The 19010-nt window shown below is 48.0% G+C and carries 16 protein-coding genes and 1 tRNA gene; all 17 read right to left on the bottom strand.

Annotation, left to right across the window (positions count from 1 at the left end):
- Positions 1-241: GTP-binding protein (locus tag CWE06_RS12105; RefSeq protein WP_241972478.1), on the bottom strand; the 241-nt coding region annotated here is incomplete at its 3' end.
- Positions 242-299: 58 nt separating this feature from the next.
- On the bottom strand, positions 300-2444 hold the full coding sequence (gene fusA, locus CWE06_RS12110) for an elongation factor G (protein WP_126794688.1): 2145 nt from the start codon (positions 2442-2444) through the stop codon (positions 300-302).
- 42 nt (positions 2445-2486) lie between these two features.
- Entirely contained in the window at positions 2487-2957 is a 471-nt protein-coding gene (rpsG, locus tag CWE06_RS12115; RefSeq protein WP_126794691.1) for a 30S ribosomal protein S7, read from the bottom strand.
- Positions 2958-3035: 78 nt separating this feature from the next.
- Positions 3036-3410 carry a 30S ribosomal protein S12 gene (rpsL, locus tag CWE06_RS12120; protein ID WP_126794693.1) on the bottom strand — a complete coding sequence of 125 codons (375 nt, stop codon included), beginning with the start codon at positions 3408-3410 and terminating at the stop codon, positions 3036-3038.
- A 327-nt stretch (positions 3411-3737) separates the two neighbouring features.
- A complete protein-coding gene (rpoC, locus tag CWE06_RS12125) occupies positions 3738-7961 on the bottom strand; it encodes a DNA-directed RNA polymerase subunit beta' (protein ID WP_126794695.1) in 4224 nt (1407 codons plus the stop codon).
- Positions 7962-8034: 73 nt separating this feature from the next.
- Entirely contained in the window at positions 8035-12063 is a 4029-nt protein-coding gene (gene rpoB, locus CWE06_RS12130; protein WP_126794698.1) for a DNA-directed RNA polymerase subunit beta, read from the bottom strand.
- Positions 12064-12274: 211 nt separating this feature from the next.
- On the bottom strand, positions 12275-12649 hold the full coding sequence (gene rplL, locus CWE06_RS12135) for a 50S ribosomal protein L7/L12 (RefSeq protein WP_126794701.1): 375 nt from the start codon (positions 12647-12649) through the stop codon (positions 12275-12277).
- A 48-nt stretch (positions 12650-12697) separates the two neighbouring features.
- Positions 12698-13216 carry a 50S ribosomal protein L10 gene (gene rplJ / locus CWE06_RS12140; protein WP_126794704.1) on the bottom strand — a complete coding sequence of 173 codons (519 nt, stop codon included), beginning with the start codon at positions 13214-13216 and terminating at the stop codon, positions 12698-12700.
- Between the two features lie 252 nt (positions 13217-13468).
- Positions 13469-14170, bottom strand: coding sequence for a 50S ribosomal protein L1 (rplA, locus tag CWE06_RS12145; protein WP_126794706.1), 702 nt, complete (start codon positions 14168-14170; stop codon positions 13469-13471).
- 5 nt (positions 14171-14175) lie between these two features.
- A complete protein-coding gene (gene rplK / locus CWE06_RS12150; RefSeq protein ID WP_126794708.1) occupies positions 14176-14604 on the bottom strand; it encodes a 50S ribosomal protein L11 in 429 nt (142 codons plus the stop codon).
- A gap of 115 nt (positions 14605-14719) precedes the next feature.
- On the bottom strand, positions 14720-15265 hold the full coding sequence (gene nusG / locus CWE06_RS12155; RefSeq protein WP_126794709.1) for a transcription termination/antitermination protein NusG: 546 nt from the start codon (positions 15263-15265) through the stop codon (positions 14720-14722).
- 12 nt (positions 15266-15277) lie between these two features.
- Positions 15278-15655, bottom strand: coding sequence for a preprotein translocase subunit SecE (gene secE, locus CWE06_RS12160; RefSeq protein ID WP_126794711.1), 378 nt, complete (start codon positions 15653-15655; stop codon positions 15278-15280).
- A 34-nt stretch (positions 15656-15689) separates the two neighbouring features.
- A tRNA-Trp gene (locus CWE06_RS12165) sits at positions 15690-15766 on the bottom strand.
- Between the two features lie 155 nt (positions 15767-15921).
- Positions 15922-16434 (bottom strand): hypothetical protein, encoded by a 513-nt coding sequence (locus CWE06_RS12170; RefSeq protein ID WP_126794712.1) that lies wholly within the window; start codon positions 16432-16434, stop codon positions 15922-15924.
- Between the two features lie 103 nt (positions 16435-16537).
- Positions 16538-17287 (bottom strand): glycerophosphodiester phosphodiesterase, encoded by a 750-nt coding sequence (locus CWE06_RS12175; protein WP_126794713.1) that lies wholly within the window; start codon positions 17285-17287, stop codon positions 16538-16540.
- A 150-nt stretch (positions 17288-17437) separates the two neighbouring features.
- The gene (locus CWE06_RS12180; RefSeq protein ID WP_241972558.1) at positions 17438-18412 is read right to left on the bottom strand and encodes a DUF4382 domain-containing protein; all 975 of its coding nucleotides are present in this window, start codon (positions 18410-18412) and stop codon (positions 17438-17440) included.
- Positions 18413-18544: 132 nt separating this feature from the next.
- Positions 18545-18757, bottom strand: a complete 213-nt coding sequence (locus CWE06_RS12185; RefSeq protein WP_126794714.1) for a glycine zipper domain-containing protein — start codon at positions 18755-18757, stop codon at positions 18545-18547.
- Positions 18758-19010 lie beyond the last annotated feature (253 nt).

Genomic DNA, 19010 nt, shown 5'->3' on the forward strand with positions numbered 1-19010 from the left:
CTACGTGTGCGTAGTGACGTGAAGGAGTATCGTACTCTACGTGTGAAGTAGAGATGGTGATACCACGCGCTTTTTCTTCTGGCGCGTTATCGATTTGTGCGAAATCACGAGCTGAACCACCGTAGTGCTTAGCCAATACTGTAGTGATTGCAGCAGTCAAAGTAGTTTTACCGTGGTCAACGTGACCGATAGTACCTACGTTTACGTGCGGCTTAGAACGTTCAAACTTTGCTTTAGCCATTGCTCTTTCCTTTTTAAAGTTAAAAGCCCGGTCCGCAAGGACCGGGACCAGACCTCAACTATTCTTTATCTTTAGTTGCACGAGCAGCGATTACTGCTTCTGCGACGTTGTTTGGAGCTTCTTGATACTTCAAGAATTCCATTGCGTATGATGCGCGACCCTGAGTTTGTGAACGCAGGTCAGTAGCATAGCCGAACATTTCAGCTAATGGTACCTGTGCACGAACTTGCTTCAGTCCACCTGGAGCGTCGTCCATACCTTCGATCATACCGCGACGACGGTTCAAGTCACCCACAACGTCACCCATGAAGTCTTCAGGGGTAACTACTTCTACTTGCATGATTGGCTCAAGTAGAGCTGGGTTCGCTTGCAGAGCACCTTTTTTGAAGCCCATGCTACCAGCGATCTTAAACGCCATTTCGTTCGAGTCAACATCGTGGTAAGAACCATCGAACAAGGTAACTTTAACGCCCAATACTGGGAAGCCAGCAAGTACACCGTTGTTCATCTGCTCTTGACAGCCTTTGTCAACTGCAGGGATGTATTCTTTTGGTACCACACCACCAACGATTTCGTTAACGAACTCGTAAGTAGGCTTCTCGTCTTCGTCTTTAGCAGCTGGTGCTGTATCAAGAGCCAATGGCTCCATACGCAACCAAACGTGACCGTACTGACCACGACCACCTGACTGACGAACGAACTTCCCTTCAACTTCCACTTTCTTGCGGATAGTTTCACGGTAAGCAACCTGAGGTTTACCAACGTTACACTCAACTTTAAACTCACGCTTCATACGGTCAACGATGATATCGAGGTGAAGCTCACCCATACCAGAAATAATCGTTTGACCAGATTCTTCGTCAGTCTTAACACGGAATGATGGATCTTCTGCCGCTAGTTTACCTAACGCGATACCCATCTTCTCTTGGTCAGCCTTAGTTTTCGGCTCAACCGCTACAGAGATTACTGGCTCAGGGAATTCCATCCGCTCAAGCACAACGATACGGTCGTGTGAACACAGAGTGTCACCCGTCGTTACGTCTTTCAAACCGATAGCTGCCGCGATGTCACCAGCACGAACTTCTTTTAGTTCCTGACGGTCATTCGCGTGCATCTGTACGATACGGCCGAAACGCTCTTTCTTCTGCTTTACAGCGTTGTATACAGATTCACCTGCATTAACAACACCAGAGTAAACGCGGAAGAAGGTTAAAGTACCAACGAACGGGTCAGTTGCGATTTTAAACGCCAACGCTGCAAACGGTTCTTCATCAGTTGAACCACAAGTCGTTTCTTCGCCGTTTTCAAGTACGCCACGAATATCTTTTACTTCAGTTGGTGAAGGTAAGTATTCGATAACAGCGTCAAGTACCGCTTGTACACCTTTGTTCTTAAATGCAGAACCACACAGAACTGGGATGATCTCGTTGTTCAGGGTACGCTGACGTAAACCGGCTTTGATTTCCGCTTCAGTCAACTCACCGCCTTCAAGATACTTTTCCATCAGCTCTTCGTTTGCTTCTGCTGCTGCTTCGATTAGCTCGTTATGCAGCTCTTCAGCTTCGTCCAACAGATCTTCTGGGATTGGATCGTAAGTAAAAGTCATACCCTGGTCTTCTTCATTCCAGTTAATGGCTTTCATTTTTACGAGGTCAACAACACCTTTGAAGTCGTCTTCCGCACCGATTGGAATCTGTAAAGGCACAGCAATAGCGGCCAAACGGGTTTTCATCTGCTTCACAACGTTCATGAAGTCAGCACCCATACGGTCCATCTTGTTCACGAACACCATACGAGGAACTTCGTATTTGTTCGCCTGACGCCATACAGTTTCAGTTTGCGGCTGTACGCCTGAAGAGGCACACAGAACAACAACTGCACCATCAAGAACACGCAAAGAACGTTCTACTTCAACAGTGAAGTCAACGTGACCTGGGGTGTCAATGATGTTGATGCGGTGTTGTGGGAACTGCTGATCCATACCAGCCCAGAAGCTAGTTACAGCTGCTGAGGTGATAGTAATACCACGCTCTTGTTCCTGTTCCATCCAGTCAGTAGTCGCAGCACCGTCGTGTACTTCACCAAGCTTATGCGATAAGCCGGTGTAGAAAAGTACACGCTCTGTGGTGGTTGTTTTACCTGCGTCTACGTGAGCACAGATACCGATATTACGGTAACGCTCGATCGATGTTTGTCTTGCCACAATTGCTTCCTCTTAATTAGAGAGTTTAAAGCGTGAAAAATATTACCAGCGGTAGTGAGCAAACGCTTTGTTCGCTTCTGCCATGCGGTGTACGTCTTCACGCTTCTTCACTGCAGAACCTTTGTTCTGAGAAGCATCTAGCATTTCACCCGCTAGACGTTGTGCCATTGACTTTTCGCCACGGCCACGTGATGCGTCAACCATCCAGCGCATTGCTAGAGTGTTACGACGTACTGGGCGCACTTCTACTGGTACCTGGTAGGTTGAACCACCAACACGGCGAGACTTAACCTCAACCGCTGGACGGATGTTGTCCAGAGCATCTTCAAACACTTCTAAGTGATTTTTACCAGCTTTTTGCGCAACGATGTCTAATGCACCGTATACGATTTTTTCTGCGACTGATTTTTTACCATCAACCATGACAACGTTGATGAATTTTGCCAACAACTCTGATCCGAACTTAGGATCCGGCAGGATTTTACGTTGGCCGACGACGCGTCTTCTAGGCATTGGAATTCTCCGATATCTTCAGGGGTTACCCAAAACTTCAATAAATTTAGTTTGGCCTTACTTCGCAACGGAGAACCGTTAGGACTTAGGCCGCTTAACGCCGTACTTAGAACGGCCTTGCTTACGACCGTTTACGCCAGCACAGTCAAGTGCGCCGCGAACGGTGTGATAACGTACACCTGGTAAGTCTTTAACACGACCACCACGGATAAGGATTACGCTGTGCTCTTGTAAGTTGTGACCTTCACCACCGATGTACGAAGTTACTTCGTAACCGTTAGTTAAGCGTACACGACAAACTTTACGCAGAGCTGAGTTTGGTTTCTTAGGAGTGGTTGTATATACGCGAGTACATACGCCACGTTTCTGTGGGCAAGCTTGCAGAGCCGGAACGTTGCTTTTCTCAACCGGCTTCTGGCGACCTTTGCGCACTAATTGGTTAACTGTTGCCATGGTTTCTCCAAAATATTCATTTTACAACAAGCCAAAGCGCTCGGTTGGCTACCACCATCCAAGCGCGGGCCTCTTTTTATGGTATCAGTCGCTTAAAATGAACCATAAAAAAGGTTGAATCCCCGGAAATGGGGAGGCGGAATTTTATAGGTTATTCTTTGAGCCGTCAAGTAAGACAAGCCAGATAGCGGAGTGCTATTCAGGTCAGGTGTCGTTAATTGTTGTCACAAACCAATTAACTTATTCGGATGTTACTGATGTATATAAAAAAACCCTCAATGTTAGCGTCGCCAACGATTGAGGGTTTTGTATTACTGAATGGTGTTCTTATTCAGCGTCAGATGACTCCACGTCATCGTTACCTTCATTAAGCGCTTCGCTCAGTGCAGCTTCAGCATCTGCGGCAGTAATGGTCGGAGCCATGGCTGCTTTGCGACGACGAATCCGCTCTTGGTGATACGCGAAACCGGTACCCGCAGGGATTAAGCGACCCACAATAACGTTCTCTTTCAAGCCACGTAATGGATCTTCTTTGCCCTGAACCGCAGCTTCGGTAAGTACCCGCGTTGTTTCTTGGAACGAGGCCGCAGAAATAAACGACTCCGTTGACAATGACGCTTTGGTAATACCAAGTAACTGACGCTCGAAACGCACTGGCATTTTGCCATTCGCTTCCAGTTCACGGTTAACTTCAACCACTTTCGAGAATTCTGCCTGCTCACCTTCAAGCAACTCAGAATCACCAGCGTGGCTAATGATAACTTTACGCAGCATCTGACGAACGATAACTTCGATGTGCTTATCGTTAATCTTAACACCTTGTAAGCGGTAAACTTCTTGAACTTCGTTGACGATGTAGTTGGCAACCGCTGACACACCACGTAAACGCAGGATGTCTTGTGGTGCTTCTGGACCGTCGGCGATAACTTCACCGCGTGCCACTTGCTCACCTTCAAACACGTTCAATTGACGCCACTTCGGAATCATCTCTTCGTAATGGTCGCCACCGTCTAACGGGGTAATCATCAAGCGACGCTTGCCTTTGGTTTCTTTACCAAACGACACGGTACCACTGATTTCAGCAAGAATTGCTGGCTCTTTTGGTTTCCGCGCTTCGAACAAGTCCGCAACCCGTGGAAGACCACCGGTAATATCGCGTGTTTTTGAACCTTCTTGCGGGATACGCGCCAAGGTGTCACCGATATTTACTTTCGAACCATCGTTCAAGCTAACAATCGCGTTACCTGGTAAGAAGTACTGAGCTGGCATGTCGGTACCAGGGATCATCACGTCTTTGCCTTTGGCATCAACGAGTTTCACCATCGGACGCATGTCTTTACCAGCTGTCGTGCGCTGACCAGTCTCGAGAATAACTGTGCTGCTTAAGCCAGTTAATTCGTCGGTTTGCGTGGTAATGGTCACGCCGTCGATCATGTCAACGAACTTAATGTGACCCGCTACTTCGGTAATGATTGGATGCGTGTGCGGATCCCAGTTTGCAACGATTTCGCCAGCGGCAATCTCATCACCATCACGCTTCTTCAGAATCGCACCGTAAGGAACTTTATAACGCTCGCGCTCGGCACCGAACTGGTCGATCAGCGTTAGTTCTGCTGAACGTGAGGTAATCACTAAGTGATTATCACTGTTTTCTACAGACTTCGCGTTATGTAGCTTGATGCGACCTGCGTTCTTCACTTGCACTGCGTTTGCTGCAGAGTCCCGTGATGCCGCACCACCGATGTGGAACGTACGCATGGTTAACTGTGTACCCGGCTCACCGATTGACTGTGCCGCGATAACACCAACTGCTTCACCATCGTTGACCATGTGGCCACGTGCGAGGTCGCGACCATAACAGTGCGAACAAACACCGTGAATGCTGTCACAGGTAATAACCGAGCGAACTTTAACTTCGTCCACAGAGTTCTGTTCAAGCAAGTCACACGCTTTCTCGTCAAGGAGCGTGTTACGTGGTAACAGGACTTCATCAGTACCTGGAACCATCACATCGTCACACACCACACGACCAAGTACACGCTCACGCAATGGTTCTACAACGTCACCGCCTTCGATCAATGGTTTGATCGTCAAGCCGTCGAGAGTGCCACAATCAGACTCAGTGATAACCAAATCTTGCGCAACGTCAACGAGACGACGAGTCAGGTAACCTGAGTTCGCTGTCTTCAATGCGGTATCCGCCAAACCTTTACGCGCACCGTGAGTTGAGATGAAGTACTGAAGAACGTTCAGACCTTCACGGAAGTTTGCAACAATCGGTGTTTCGATGATTGAACCGTCTGGTTTTGCCATCAAGCCACGCATACCGGCAAGCTGACGAATCTGTGCGGGTGAACCCCGTGCACCAGAGTCGGCCATCATGTAAACCGAGTTAAATGATTGCTGCTCTTCTTCTTCACCTTTCGCGTTGATAACCGTCTCTTTCGAGAGGTTTTCCATCATCGCTTTTGATACTTTTTCGTTCGCAGTTGACCAAATGTCGATAACTTTGTTGTATTTCTCACCCGCAGTTACCAAACCTTGCTCGAACTGTTCCTGAATTTCCGCTACCTGCTTTTCAGCATCTTCGATGATGTCAGCTTTCGCTGTTGGGATTTCCATGTCGTTAATACCGACAGAAGAACCCGACACCATGGCGTAGTGGAAACCGGTATACATAAGTTGGTCAGCAAAGATAACGGTCGCTTTCAAACCACAGTCGCGATACGCGCGGTTCAATAAGCGAGAGATCTGCTTCTTACCCATGTTTTGGTTAATCGCTTCGTACGGAATGCCTTCTGGCAAAATCAAAGAGAAGATCGCGCGGCCAACGGTCGTGTCGACAACTTTCACTTCTTCAGTACGCTCACCTTCTTCGGTAAACAGTACTTCTTTAATCCGAACTTTAACCCGTGCATGCAGTTCTGCCATACCAGTACGGTAAGCTTTCTCTGCTTCTTTCGGGCTCTTCAACAACATGCCTTCGCCACGACCGTTTACTTTCTCACGCGTCATGTAGTACACACCCAAGACAACGTCTTGTGAAGGTACGATGATAGGCTCACCAGATGCTGGTGATAACACGTTGTTGGTTGACATCATGAGTGCACGTGCTTCCATTTGCGCTTCAAGCGTCAATGGAACGTGAACTGCCATTTGGTCACCGTCGAAGTCAGCGTTATAGGCCGCACACACGAGTGGGTGCAGTTGAATCGCTTTACCTTCGATAAGAACTGGTTCGAACGCCTGAATACCCAAACGGTGCAACGTTGGTGCACGGTTTAGCAGCACTGGATGCTCACGGATTACCTCGTCGAGGATATCCCAAACTTCCGGCAATTCACGCTCAACCATTTTCTTCGCAGCTTTGATCGTTGTTGCTAAACCACGCGCTTCTAATTTGCCATAGATAAACGGCTTGAATAGCTCAAGTGCCATTTTCTTCGGCAAACCACACTGATGCAAACGCAGTTTTGGACCAACGGTGATTACTGAACGGCCTGAGTAGTCGACCCGCTTACCCAAGAGGTTTTGACGGAAACGACCTTGCTTACCTTTGATCATGTCAGCTAATGATTTCAAAGGACGCTTGTTCGAGCCAGTAATCGCACGGCCACGACGACCGTTGTCTAATAACGCGTCAACTGCTTCTTGCAGCATCCGCTTTTCGTTGCGCACGATAATGTCCGGTGCCGCGAGGTCTAAAAGACGCTTCAAACGGTTGTTCCGGTTAATTACGCGACGATACAAGTCGTTCAAGTCAGACGTTGCAAAACGGCCGCCGTCAAGTGGCACCAACGGACGTAAGTCTGGTGGTAACACTGGCAACACGTTCAGAATCATCCACTCTGGCTTGTTACCAGACTGGTGGAATGACTCAAGCAACTTCAAACGCTTGGTAATTTTCTTACGCTTAGTTTCAGAGTTCGTTTCTGGTAACTCTTCACGTAGCATCTTGATCTGAGCTTCCAGATCAACACCTTTCAATAGGTGTAAGATCGCCTCAGCACCCATTAACGCCGTGAATTCATCACCATACTCTTCGAGTGCGTCGAGGTATTCTTCTTCACCCAACAGTGAACCTAGTTCAAGCGACGTCATACCTGCGTCGATAACCACGTATGATTCGAAGTAAAGAATACGTTCGATATCACGCAAGGTCATGTCGAGCATCAAGCCGATCCGGCTTGGCAATGACTTCAAAAACCAAATGTGGGCAACTGGGCTGGCTAGTTCAATGTGACCCATACGCTCACGACGTACTTTGGTCAAAGTAACTTCAACACCACACTTTTCACAGATTACACCACGGTGCTTCAAACGCTTGTATTTACCACACAAACACTCGTAGTCTTTCACCGGGCCAAAGATACGTGCACAGAACAAGCCGTCACGCTCTGGTTTAAAAGTACGATAGTTAATGGTTTCTGGCTTCTTCACTTCACCATATGACCAGCTCCGGATTTGGTCCGGTGAGGCCAAAGAGATACGAATCCGATCGAACTCTTCGCTGTCTTTTAGTGGCTTCAGAAACTTTAATAAATCTTTCACGTTTCATCTCCTGTCGGAGTTAAACAAGCCGGGGCTACGCCCCGGCGGCGCTGACTCAATACCTTACGGCTGCTTATTCGTCTTCCAACTCGATGTTGATACCCAACGAGCGGATTTCTTTCAGCAATACGTTAAACGATTCAGGCATGCCCGGATCCATGTCGTGGTTGCCGTCGACGATGTTTTTGTACATCTTCGTCCGACCGTTCACGTCATCAGATTTCACAGTAAGCATTTCCTGCAACGTATACGCGGCACCGTATGCTTCGAGGGCCCACACTTCCATCTCACCGAAGCGCTGACCACCGAATTGTGCTTTACCACCCAGCGGCTGCTGAGTAACCAAGCTATACGAGCCAGTTGAACGCGCGTGCATCTTATCGTCGACCAAGTGGTTCAGCTTCAGCATGTACATGTAACCAACAGTTACAGGACGCTCAAACGTGTCACCGGTACGGCCGTCGAACAACTTCACCTGACCTGAGTCTGGTAAGTCTGCAAGGCGTAATAGTTCTTTAATTTCGGTTTCTACAGCACCGTCGAATACTGGTGAAGCAACTGGCAAACCTTTCTTCAGGTTTTCTGCTAAACGCAATACTTCTTCGTCACTGAAGGTATTCAAGTCAACGTCTTGACGACCTTTACCGATGTTATAAACGTTCTGCAGGAACTCACGCATTTCCGCGACTTTCTGCTGGGCGGCTAACATGGCTTCGATTTTCTTACCGATACCACGTGCAGCTGCACCTAAGTGAGTTTCAAGAATCTGACCCACGTTCATCCGCGACGGTACACCCAACGGGTTCAGTACGATATCGACTGCTTCACCGTTTTCGTCATAAGGCATGTCTTCAACTGGAACGATCGTTGAAATAACACCTTTGTTACCGTGACGACCAGCCATCTTGTCACCAGGCTGGATGCGACGTTTCACCGCTAAGTAAACTTTAACGATTTTTAGAACGCCAGGTTGCAGATCATCACCTTGGGTGATCTTGCGACGTTTCTCGTCGTAACGCTTGTCGTAGTCACTGCGTAAGTCTTCATACTGCTGGGCAATTTGCTCAAGGTCTTGCTGAGCTGACTCGTCTTTCAAAGACTGAGTTAACCACTTGCTACGATCCATTGAGGCCAATTTCGACTCATCGAAACCATTTGCCAACAATAAGCTGCGAACGCGAGCGTACAAGCCTTCTTCGAGGATCTTGAACTCGTCAGTTAAATCTTTCTTCACCTGCGCCAATTGCATTGCTTCGATATCAAGCGCACGCTTGTCTTTTTCTACGCCATCGCGAGTAAAGACTTGGACGTCAATAACAGTACCGTTGACGCCGTTTGGTACGCGCAACGAGCTGTCTTTCACATCAGACGCTTTTTCACCGAAGATAGCACGGAGAAGTTTTTCTTCTGGCGTTAGCTGAGTTTCACCCTTCGGCGTCACTTTACCAACAAGGATATCGCCGCCGTTAACTTCTGCACCAATGTAGACAACGCCTGACTCGTCAAGCTTGCTCAGTGCTGATTCACCAACGTTCGGGATATCTGCCGTAATTTCTTCTGGACCTAATTTCGTGTCACGCGCCACACAGTTCAATTCTTGAATGTGAATGGTGGTTAAACGATCTTCTTGCACGACACGCTCAGAAACGAGGATCGAGTCTTCGAAGTTGTAACCGTTCCATGGCATGAACGCCACGCGCATGTTTTGGCCAAGTGCCAATTCACCGAGGTCGGTTGAAGGACCGTCAGCTAACACGTCACCACGCATGACTGGCTCGCCAGACTTCACACATGGTTTTTGGTTAATACAAGTATTCTGGTTCGAACGCGTGTACTTGGTCAGGTTGTAGATGTCGATGCCCGCTTCACCTGGGATCATCTCTTCTTCGTTAACCTTAACCACGATACGACCTGCGTCGACGTAGTCAACCACACCACCACGGCGTGCAACAACGGTTACACCAGAGTCAACCGCTACAGTGCGCTCAACGCCTGTACCAACTAATGGCTTGTCAGCACGCAAGGTCGGTACTGCCTGACGTTGCATGTTTGAACCCATCAATGCACGGTTAGCGTCATCGTGCTCAAGGAATGGAATTAAGCTTGCGGCAACAGACACGATCTGTTGTGGCGCAACGTCCATAAATTGAACTTGGTCACGTGGCGTTAAGGTAAATTCATTGTTGAAACGGCCTGGGACCAATTCTTCAACGATTTCGCCTTTGTCATTCAATTGAATGCTAGCCTGAGCGATCACGTACTTGCCTTCTTCAATTGCAGACAAATACTCAACGTCATCGCTGACAACGCCGTTCACAACTTTACGATATGGCGTTTCAAGGAAACCATATTCGTTCGTCCGCGAGAATGTCGCTAACGAGTTGATTAGACCGATGTTTGGTCCTTCAGGCGTTTCGATTGGACAGAGACGACCGTAGTGCGTTGGGTGAACGTCACGGACTTCAAAGCCTGCACGCTCACGAGTTAGACCGCCTGGACCTAAAGCAGAAATACGACGCTTGTGCGTGACTTCTGACAATGGGTTGTTTTGGTCCATAAACTGAGACAACTGGCTCGAGCCGAAGAACTCTTTCACCGCTGCCGAAATTGGCTTCGCGTTGATTAAGTCTTGTGGCATCACCGCGTCGAGGTCACCTAAGCTAAGACGCTCTTTTACAGCGCGCTCAACACGGACCAAACCAACACGGAATTGGTTTTCTGCCATCTCACCTACCGAACGAATACGACGGTTACCCAAGTGGTCGATGTCATCGACAACGTCTTGGCCGTTACGGATTTCGATCAGCTTGCGCATAACATCAACGATGTCTTCGCGGCTGAGTACGCCAGAACCGGTCAACTCGTCACGACCTAAACGACGGTTAAACTTCATGCGACCAACAGTCGACAAGTCATAACGGTCTTCAGAGAAGAACAAGTTTTCGAATAGAGCTTCAGCAGCTTCTTTGGTTGGTGGCTCACCAGGACGCATCATGCGGTAGATTTCTACCAACGCTTCCAAGCGGTTTGAGCTTGGGTCGATGCGGATGGTTTCACTCACGTAAGGGCCGTGGTCAAGGTCGTTCACAAACAGAGTTTCGAACTTCTTGAAGCCAGCTTCACGGAGTTTAGCAAGTAATTCTAAAGTGATAACGTCATTCGCACGAGCAACGATTTCACCGGTTTTCTTAGCAACGTAGTCTTTGGTCAGTACCTTACCGACTAGGTAATCTACTGGTACTTCCATCTCTTCGATGCCTTGGTCAGACAATTGCTTGATATGGCGCGCAGTAACACGGCGACCTTTTTCAACCAATACTTGACCGTCTGCGCCTTTGATATCAAACAGCGCAGTTTCGCCGCGTAAACGCTCAGCGATTAATGTCATGAAGACTTTGTCACGACGAATCTCGAAGTGGTTCTTTTCAAAGAACATGTCGAGGATTTGCTCGTCATTGTAGTCTAATGCACGCAGGATAATGGTTGCAGGCAATTTACGACGACGGTCAATCCGCACAAAGACGTTGTCTTTCGGATCGAATTCGAAGTCTAACCATGAACCACGGTAAGGAATAACGCGCGCATTGTAGAGAACTTTACCGGATGAATGGGTTTTACCACGATCGTGATCGTAGAACACACCAGGTGACCGGTGGAGCTGAGAAACAATAACCCGCTCGGTACCGTTAATAACAAAAGTACCGTTTTCGGTCATGAGCGGAATTTCGCCCATGTAAACTTCCTGCTCTTTGATTTGCTTGATCGTTCCTGCAGGAGCGTCTTTGTCATACATAACCAAACGCAACGTTACACGTAACGGTGCTGAATAGGTTACGCCACGAATTTGACATTCGTTGACGTCGAAGACAGGCTCACCTAAGCGGTAGCTGACATACTGCAGTTCAGCATTACCAGAGTAGCTGGCAATTGGGAAAACAGAGCGGAATGCTGCTTCCAGCCCGTATTCGCCTTCTGGATCGGCTTCAATAAACTTTTTAAATGAGTCGAGCTGAATAGAGAGCAAGTAAGGTACTTCAAGCACCTGAGGGCGCTTTCCAAAGTCCTTACGGATACGTTTTTTTTCAGAGTAGGAGTACGCCATGGGGTTCCTCAGCTAGCTGATTTCTGACCCTAGCTACCTTTGGAAGGTAGCTGCCAACAGATTTCGTCACAATCCGTTCGCCTGCATTTTTACTGTCGATATATCCCGAAAACACAGGAAAATGAGATATATCCTTTTTAGCGCAAAAGGCCTGGTGATTGTTAAATCACCAGGCCAAAGCCATTACTGGCCTCGCTGTAAATCAAGTGTATTACTTGATCTCAACTTCTGCACCAGCTTCTTCAAGCTCTTTCTTCAGTGCTTCAGCGTCAGCTTTTGAGATGCCTTCTTTCACAGCTACTGGAGCTGATTCAACCAAAGCTTTCGCTTCTTTCAGGCCAAGACCAGTTGCAGCGCGAACAGCCTTGATAGCGCCAACTTTGTTAGCACCAGCAGACTTCAACATCACGTCGAACTCAGTCTTCTCTTCTGCAGCTTCAGCAGCAACAGCAGGACCAGCAGCTACTGCAACAGCAGCAGATGCGTCAACACCGAATTTTTCTTCAGCAGCTTCGATCAACTCAACCAGTTCCATTACTGGCATTTCAGCGATCGCGTTTAAGATATCTTCTTTAGTCAGAGCCATTTCTCTAAACTCCTGGGTTATGTAAATAAAAGTAAATTGTTAAATCGCTTATTTGGCGTCTTTGATTGCCGACAAAACGCGTACAAACTTCGTAGGTACTTCGTTGATAGTACGAACGAACTTGGTAACAGGCGCTTTGAAGGTAGCAAGCAATTTTGCCAACGCTTCGTCGCGTGTCGGAAGTGATGCAACGGCTTCGAGCTTGTCTGCGCCGAGCAAACCAGAACCGATAGACAGAGCTGTTACTTTCAGGTGCTTTGATTGTTTTTGCGCGTCTTTCAACATGCGAGCAGCAGTGCCCGGAGCGTCGATAGAGAACGCATAAACCAATGGACCTTTCAGTGCAGGCTCGATATCTTCGAACTTCGTACCTTCAAGAGCGCGCTTAGCAAGAGTATTCCGAATAACTTTCAGGTATACGCCTTGTGCACGAGCTTGACGGCGAAGAGCGGTCAGTTCTGCAACTTCCATTCCACGATACTCAGCAACAGCGACGGATAGAGCTTCTGAAGCAACTTCGTTAACTTCTTTAACGATTGCTTTTTTTGCGCCTAAACCTAGTGCCACTAGTATCACCTCTTCTTTGGGGATTGAGCCAAGGCTCGCCTCCCGAACGTTACAATGTGATGAATTTGGCTTTAAGGCCGCCTTCATCGCTTTGTTACGGTGAATCTCTACCCAGAGAGTCTGAGTCGGATATCACCATCTGCGCGGGCTTTCATGATTAAGCTTATAACATCACGTTATGAGCGCCTGCGGTCTTGGATGGGAGCCACATCTTACTGAGAGGCGACTCCAACCCTAAAACTTTTACAGATTTTAGCTACGTACGTCCAAAGAACCTTGGTCGATACGTACACCTGCGCCCATAGTGGTCGACAGGCTAACACGGTTGATGTAAGTACCTTTTGCAGATGAAGGCTTCGCTTTTTTCAGCGCGCTGATCAATGCTTCAAGGTTCTCTTTCAACTTCGCGTCTTCAAAATCTACACGACCGATCGTGCAGTGAATAATACCGTTCTTGTCGTTACGATACCGCACCTGACCAGCTTTTGCATTTTTAACTGCAGTTTCTACGTCAGGAGTTACCGTACCAGTTTTCGGGTTTGGCATTAGGCCACGTGGACCTAAGATTTGACCCAACTGGCCAACTACACGCATTGCGTCTGGAGAAGCGATAACAACGTCAAAGTTCATTTCGCCTTTCTTCACTTGCTCAGCAAGGTCTTCCATGCCCACAAGTTCAGCACCAGCTGCTTTTGCTTTGTCTGCGTTTGCGCCAGAAGTAAATACTGCAACGCGAACGTCACGACCAGTACCGTTAGGCAGTACAGTTGCACCACGAACGTTTTGGTCAGATTTACGAGCATCGATGCCCAAGTTTACTGCAACGTCAACGCTCTCAGTGAACTTCGCAGTTGCTAACTTTTTCAGTAAAGCAACAGCTTCGTTGAATTCGTAATCGCGAGTGTTATCAACAGCTTCACGAATTGCTTTCATACGTTTAGTTAAACGTGCCATGGTGATTACCCCTCTACCTTCAGGCCCATTGAACGAGCAGAACCTGCGATAGTACGCACAGCGGCGTCTAGGTCAGCTGCAGTCAAATCTGGCTCTTTTGTTTTAGCAATCTCTTCCAACTGAGCACGGGTAACAGTACCTACTTTCTCAGTGTTAGGACGGCCTGAACCACTCTTGATGCCAGCTGCTTTTTTCAGCAAGAAGGCTGCAGGAGGAGTTTTGGTAATGAAGGTAAATGAACGATCTTCAAATACTGTAATTTCAACTGGAACTGGCGCGCCTTTTTCAAGCTGGTCAGTTGAAGCGTTGAATGCTTTACAGAATTCCATGATGTTCACACCGTGTTGACCTAAAGCAGGACCAACCGGTGGTGACGGGTTTGCCGCACCAGCTGCTACTTGCAGCTTGATAATGGCGGAGACTTTCTTAGCCATGATAGACCTCTATTATAAAGGGTTAAACGCCTCGTAAGCCAAGAGGAGACTTACTCAATCGGCTTCCCTAATGTGAAAAAACGGAGGCGGATTGTATAGTAATCCGCCAACGGGATCAAGTCTTTTCGACTTGGCTGAAATCTAAATCGACCGGTGTTGAACGACCAAAAATAGATACAGAAACTTTCATGCGACTCTTGTCGTAGTCCACTTCTTCAACCGTACCGTTGAAGTCTGCGAATGGACCGTCATTAACACGAACCACTTCACCTGGTTCAAACAAGGTCTTCGGACGTGGACGGTCCGCATTTTCGCTAATTCGATTTAAAATTAAATCAGCTTCTTTTTGCGAAATTGGTGCTGGACGCTCGGCAGTACCGCCGATGAAACCAAGTACCCGAGGCGTACTCTTCACGAGATGCCACGTGTCTTCGTCCATTGCCATTTCAACTAAAACATAACCTGGGAAAAACTTGCGCTCAGCCTTGCGACGCTGCGAACCACGCATTTCCACGACTTGCTCAGTTGGCACTAGAATCTGGCCAAACTTTTCTTCCATGCCGTGCGTTTTGATGTATTCCGCAAGCGTTTTTGCAACTCGGCCTTCATAGCCAGAGAATGCTTGCACCACATACCAACGTTTTTTCTTTGGTTCGGTCATCGAAAGGACTCCTTAGATACGAATACCGGTTGCCAGACCGACAACGCGAACAAAAATACCGTCTAAGCCCCACAAGATCAAAGCAACAATAACGGTCGCAACAATAACGATTAAGGTCGTTTGCGATGCTTCTTTACGCGTTGGCCAGACGACTTTGCGAACTTCTGTCCGGCTTTCTTTAGCAAAACCTAAGAAGGTCTTACCTTTATTGGTTTGAGCAGCTACTAAACCAGCAACAACAACCAACACTACGACACCTAAAGCGCGCAGAACCACGGAAAGATCGTCAAAGATATAATTTCCAATGACGGCTGCGGACAATAATGCCGCTACAGCAACCCACTTGACTAAATCGAGCGAATTGGTTTGGTTTTCTGTATTTACACTCATTATCTGCCGGACCTGCGTTGACTCAGCTAAAAACTGGCAGGGGTGGAGGGATTCGAACCCCCAACCGTCGGTTTTGGAGACCGCTGTTCTACCAATTGGAACTACACCCCTGAAGAATTCTTCTTCATTCCGAAGGCACACCAACCTTTCCTAAACATCTTGGTAAGTATAGGGTTTTTAAGGAGGCATTCGGAATGGACGCGTCATTATACCCGCGAATTGCATAAAAGCAAGTAAAGACGCGTCTTAGGATCGCAAGGATCGGATCAAAACTGATAACCGACAGCAATGTTCACATTGGTCATGTCACGATGGCGGCCGCTGCCGTGGCCAACACCAAAACCAACCGACCAACCCGGAGCATTAATACCGCGACGATAGTAATGATAATTCACGCCTGCACCCCATACCGCTTTGTAGTCGCGGGTTTCGTAGAAACCATTGCGAAACTCCGCTTCGCCTTCCGTGCCCACAGGTCCAATAAAAACACCGAGCGCGTGACGATTTGGTTCACCACCACGAACACCAATTAAGTCGGCTCGCTGATAGCTAAAAGCGGCACCATAAGCAGCGCCATAAAAATCACTATAACCGGCCAAACCAAGCCCAAGTGACCAACGGTCATAGTCGCTCGTGCGCGCTAACTGCACACCCAAGCCGCCATACTCATTACCGCCACCAAGCGCCGCACGCACCTGCGCATTTTCTGCAGATACAGGCGCCGACACCAAAACAGCCATCCCTGCGACGGCCAAAATCCCCAATAACTTCATAAACATCCCTTTCCATTATCAATACATTCTCATTCCGAACCGTAGCTGGAATGGCATTCCGAACCGTAGCTGGAATGAGGTTAACATGCTGAAACGATGATGTTAGCGGCTATTTTGTCAGAAAATGTTTCAAATGAGCGTGATTGGTGAGCAGTTGGTCGACACCTGCCGCAAGCGCTCGCTCGTGATCAACTTCGGATTCCGGTAAGTAGCCAATGACGTGAGCGGAACGGGAATGAAAGCGTGTAACCAGCGACTCAGACAACAGGGGCACACCTTTGAATGTCGGCGGTACCGCGTAGAATTGCCCAGGCTCAATGGCTCCAAGCGCGGGTATCCCAAACAGTGAAGCAACGCCAGCACGATAGCAAGCGCCCTCGCGAGCCAAACAAAACGCTTCAGGTAACTGGTTCGTCAGTTGTTGCTCATGGGACACATCCCAAAACAAATAGCGTGTTTGCTCTTGTAGGAATTGGTCAATTTGAGGATCTGAGCGCATGGCGTTAAGTGCAGCAATTGTTCGCTCGGCTGTTTCTGGCTTAATATCCAGAATCCAGCGCAGATGCGCAAAGTGCTCGAGAAATTCATCAAAGAACAATAATGACTCACCGTGCTGTAAACGCTCTTTTTGCAACTCTTTGCGTGTTAGCTCGTGCACTGCCACTTGGCGACCACTAATGCGGCTTAAGTCTGGGTCGTGGCACAATAGAATATGACCGTCACGCGAAACACGTAAGTCAGTTTCAAGATGATCAAAGCCATGCCCTATTGCAGCTAAAAAAGCTTCCGCAGTATTCTCAGTTGCAATCGGCTCGTCGGCAGTACCACAAAAACCGCGATGGCTAATCCACTCCGTCATGACATATTCACCTCGACCACTTTCGTTTCATTATAGCCGAAGGCAAGCTGCAACAAAAACCGAGCCACAAATGAAAGAGCGCCAATCGCTGCAGGGACGATTGGCGCTCTTAGGGGGGTGTTATCCAACTAGCGTTAAGCAGAATAGTTTTTAGCTATCCGCACCAACGACTATTTCAAGCGTGACACCTTGTTCAATATCGATGTTTTCGCTGTGGAAGAAGTTCAATTCTGTTTCTTCCTCAGGATCGTCTTCCGTGTCGCATGTCACCGCAATGGTGTACTGACCTGCTTGGATAAAACCGATCGCAAAGTTATATGCCGCAGCACCGTCAAAGAATACAGCGGTACTTGCGTATGGGCCGTTTTCGTCGTCGCTGTTATCGCTCATATCAGCGAAGTCAACGTCGTGACCGTTATACAGGTAAACTGCAGCAACTGGCGTAGTTAAGTCTTCTGGAGCGACCGCACACTCATTCTCAAGTAACAGTGTTTCCGCTACCTGACCTTCAATATGACCCACCTCAGCGTTATCAACTAAACGCAAGCCACGAGGCTTTAACAAATAATGAGGCAGACCTGGAGGCGCAACAACTGCCTTACGCAAGTCAAATTCTAGGGTGTAATTGAAGGTCTGATTCGCCGTCAACGTCGGGCCGTCTAAGCGTAACTGATTCGATGGCACACGTAAGTCATGAATTGTACCGTCAGTTAGCTCGATTTCACTGCCGTTAGCAATGTCCAAACGCATTTGACCATAAGTACCCGCCGGAACCTCAGCACCGACAACTAAACTTTCTGCATTGGCACCTTGCAAGGTCAATAAGTCAACGCCACGAGTATTTGGAATTGGGTTACCGCTATCGTCCAAACACAAGTCATTCGCTGGCACAGCACCGTTATCGCCACCAACTTCAAAACGTTGGCTACCTTCGCCATTACCTACCAGCTCAACACTTGAAAAACAAACTAGCACGCGCTCTGCCGAGTCAACCGGAGCGTCACTCACTGCTAGTGAGAAAATCGCGGTGTTATCATCTGAACTCGATGAGTCACATGCTGCTAATGTACCTACAGCTAAAACAGCTGCTGTCATTTGCATGACACGATTCAGTTTGAATTGCATACCTTGCTCTCCTCATTTTTACAACACTATAAGTCTAACAAGTGCCTCGAGGGTCGCAAGGTTAACTAGCGTAAAGAAAGGTTAAATACTAAACGCCTAGATAAGTTTCTAAAAAGTCATACTGATAATAACTTACTTTGAAGCTTCCTTATCAGCCTTCTCTTTTTCTTTCTTATCCTTTAGGCTTTTCGAAAAAGCTGGGGTTAAAGCTACCGCAAATGCAACACCAAGCGCGATCCCCAACCCTATATTTTGCATCGCCGTCCCAAGTGCGACTCCAATACCGATACCTATCGGTAACGCAACAGCAAATCCCGAAAAATCTTTCTCTTGTTTTTCCGCCATGTCACTCTCCTTTTTTCTTAGCATAGACCACTTTCCCTCCACATGACTACCAGAGTAGGAAGTTGCGGGCTTCCGAGGGTGCGGCAACCTCGGCCAAGCACGCAACAAAAAAGGCTCCCGAAGGAGTAATGCCAGTCAGTTAAGCTGACTGGCATTTTTTCTTTTAAGGGGGTATTTCCTTGTTTTCGGCTTCACCCACCTCGGGTAACATCTATCCTCACGGCGTTCTGGTAGTTTAAAGTACCCCATCTGC

Source organism: Aliidiomarina haloalkalitolerans (assembly GCF_003987315.1).
GTDB classification, from domain to species: Bacteria; Pseudomonadota; Gammaproteobacteria; order Enterobacterales; family Alteromonadaceae; genus Aliidiomarina; species Aliidiomarina haloalkalitolerans.

Coding starts and splice junctions, on each gene's coding strand:
- rpsG (WP_126794691.1), bottom strand. CDS start 2,957: ATGCCTAGAAGACGCGTCGTCGGCCAACGTAAAATCCTGCCGGATCCT.
- rpsL (WP_126794693.1), bottom strand. CDS start 3,410: ATGGCAACAGTTAACCAATTAGTGCGCAAAGGTCGCCAGAAGCCGGTT.
- rpoB (WP_126794698.1), bottom strand. CDS start 12,063: ATGGCGTACTCCTACTCTGAAAAAAAACGTATCCGTAAGGACTTTGGA.
- rplL (WP_126794701.1), bottom strand. CDS start 12,649: ATGGCTCTGACTAAAGAAGATATCTTAAACGCGATCGCTGAAATGCCA.
- rplA (WP_126794706.1), bottom strand. CDS start 14,170: ATGGCACGTTTAACTAAACGTATGAAAGCAATTCGTGAAGCTGTTGAT.
- rplK (WP_126794708.1), bottom strand. CDS start 14,604: ATGGCTAAGAAAGTCTCCGCCATTATCAAGCTGCAAGTAGCAGCTGGT.
- nusG (WP_126794709.1), bottom strand. CDS start 15,265: ATGACCGAACCAAAGAAAAAACGTTGGTATGTGGTGCAAGCATTCTCT.
- secE (WP_126794711.1), bottom strand. CDS start 15,655: ATGAGTGTAAATACAGAAAACCAAACCAATTCGCTCGATTTAGTCAAG.
- CWE06_RS12170 (WP_126794712.1), bottom strand. CDS start 16,434: ATGTTTATGAAGTTATTGGGGATTTTGGCCGTCGCAGGGATGGCTGTT.
- CWE06_RS12175 (WP_126794713.1), bottom strand. CDS start 17,287: ATGACGGAGTGGATTAGCCATCGCGGTTTTTGTGGTACTGCCGACGAG.
- CWE06_RS12180 (WP_241972558.1), bottom strand. CDS start 18,412: ATGCAATTCAAACTGAATCGTGTCATGCAAATGACAGCAGCTGTTTTA.
- CWE06_RS12185 (WP_126794714.1), bottom strand. CDS start 18,757: ATGGCGGAAAAACAAGAGAAAGATTTTTCGGGATTTGCTGTTGCGTTA.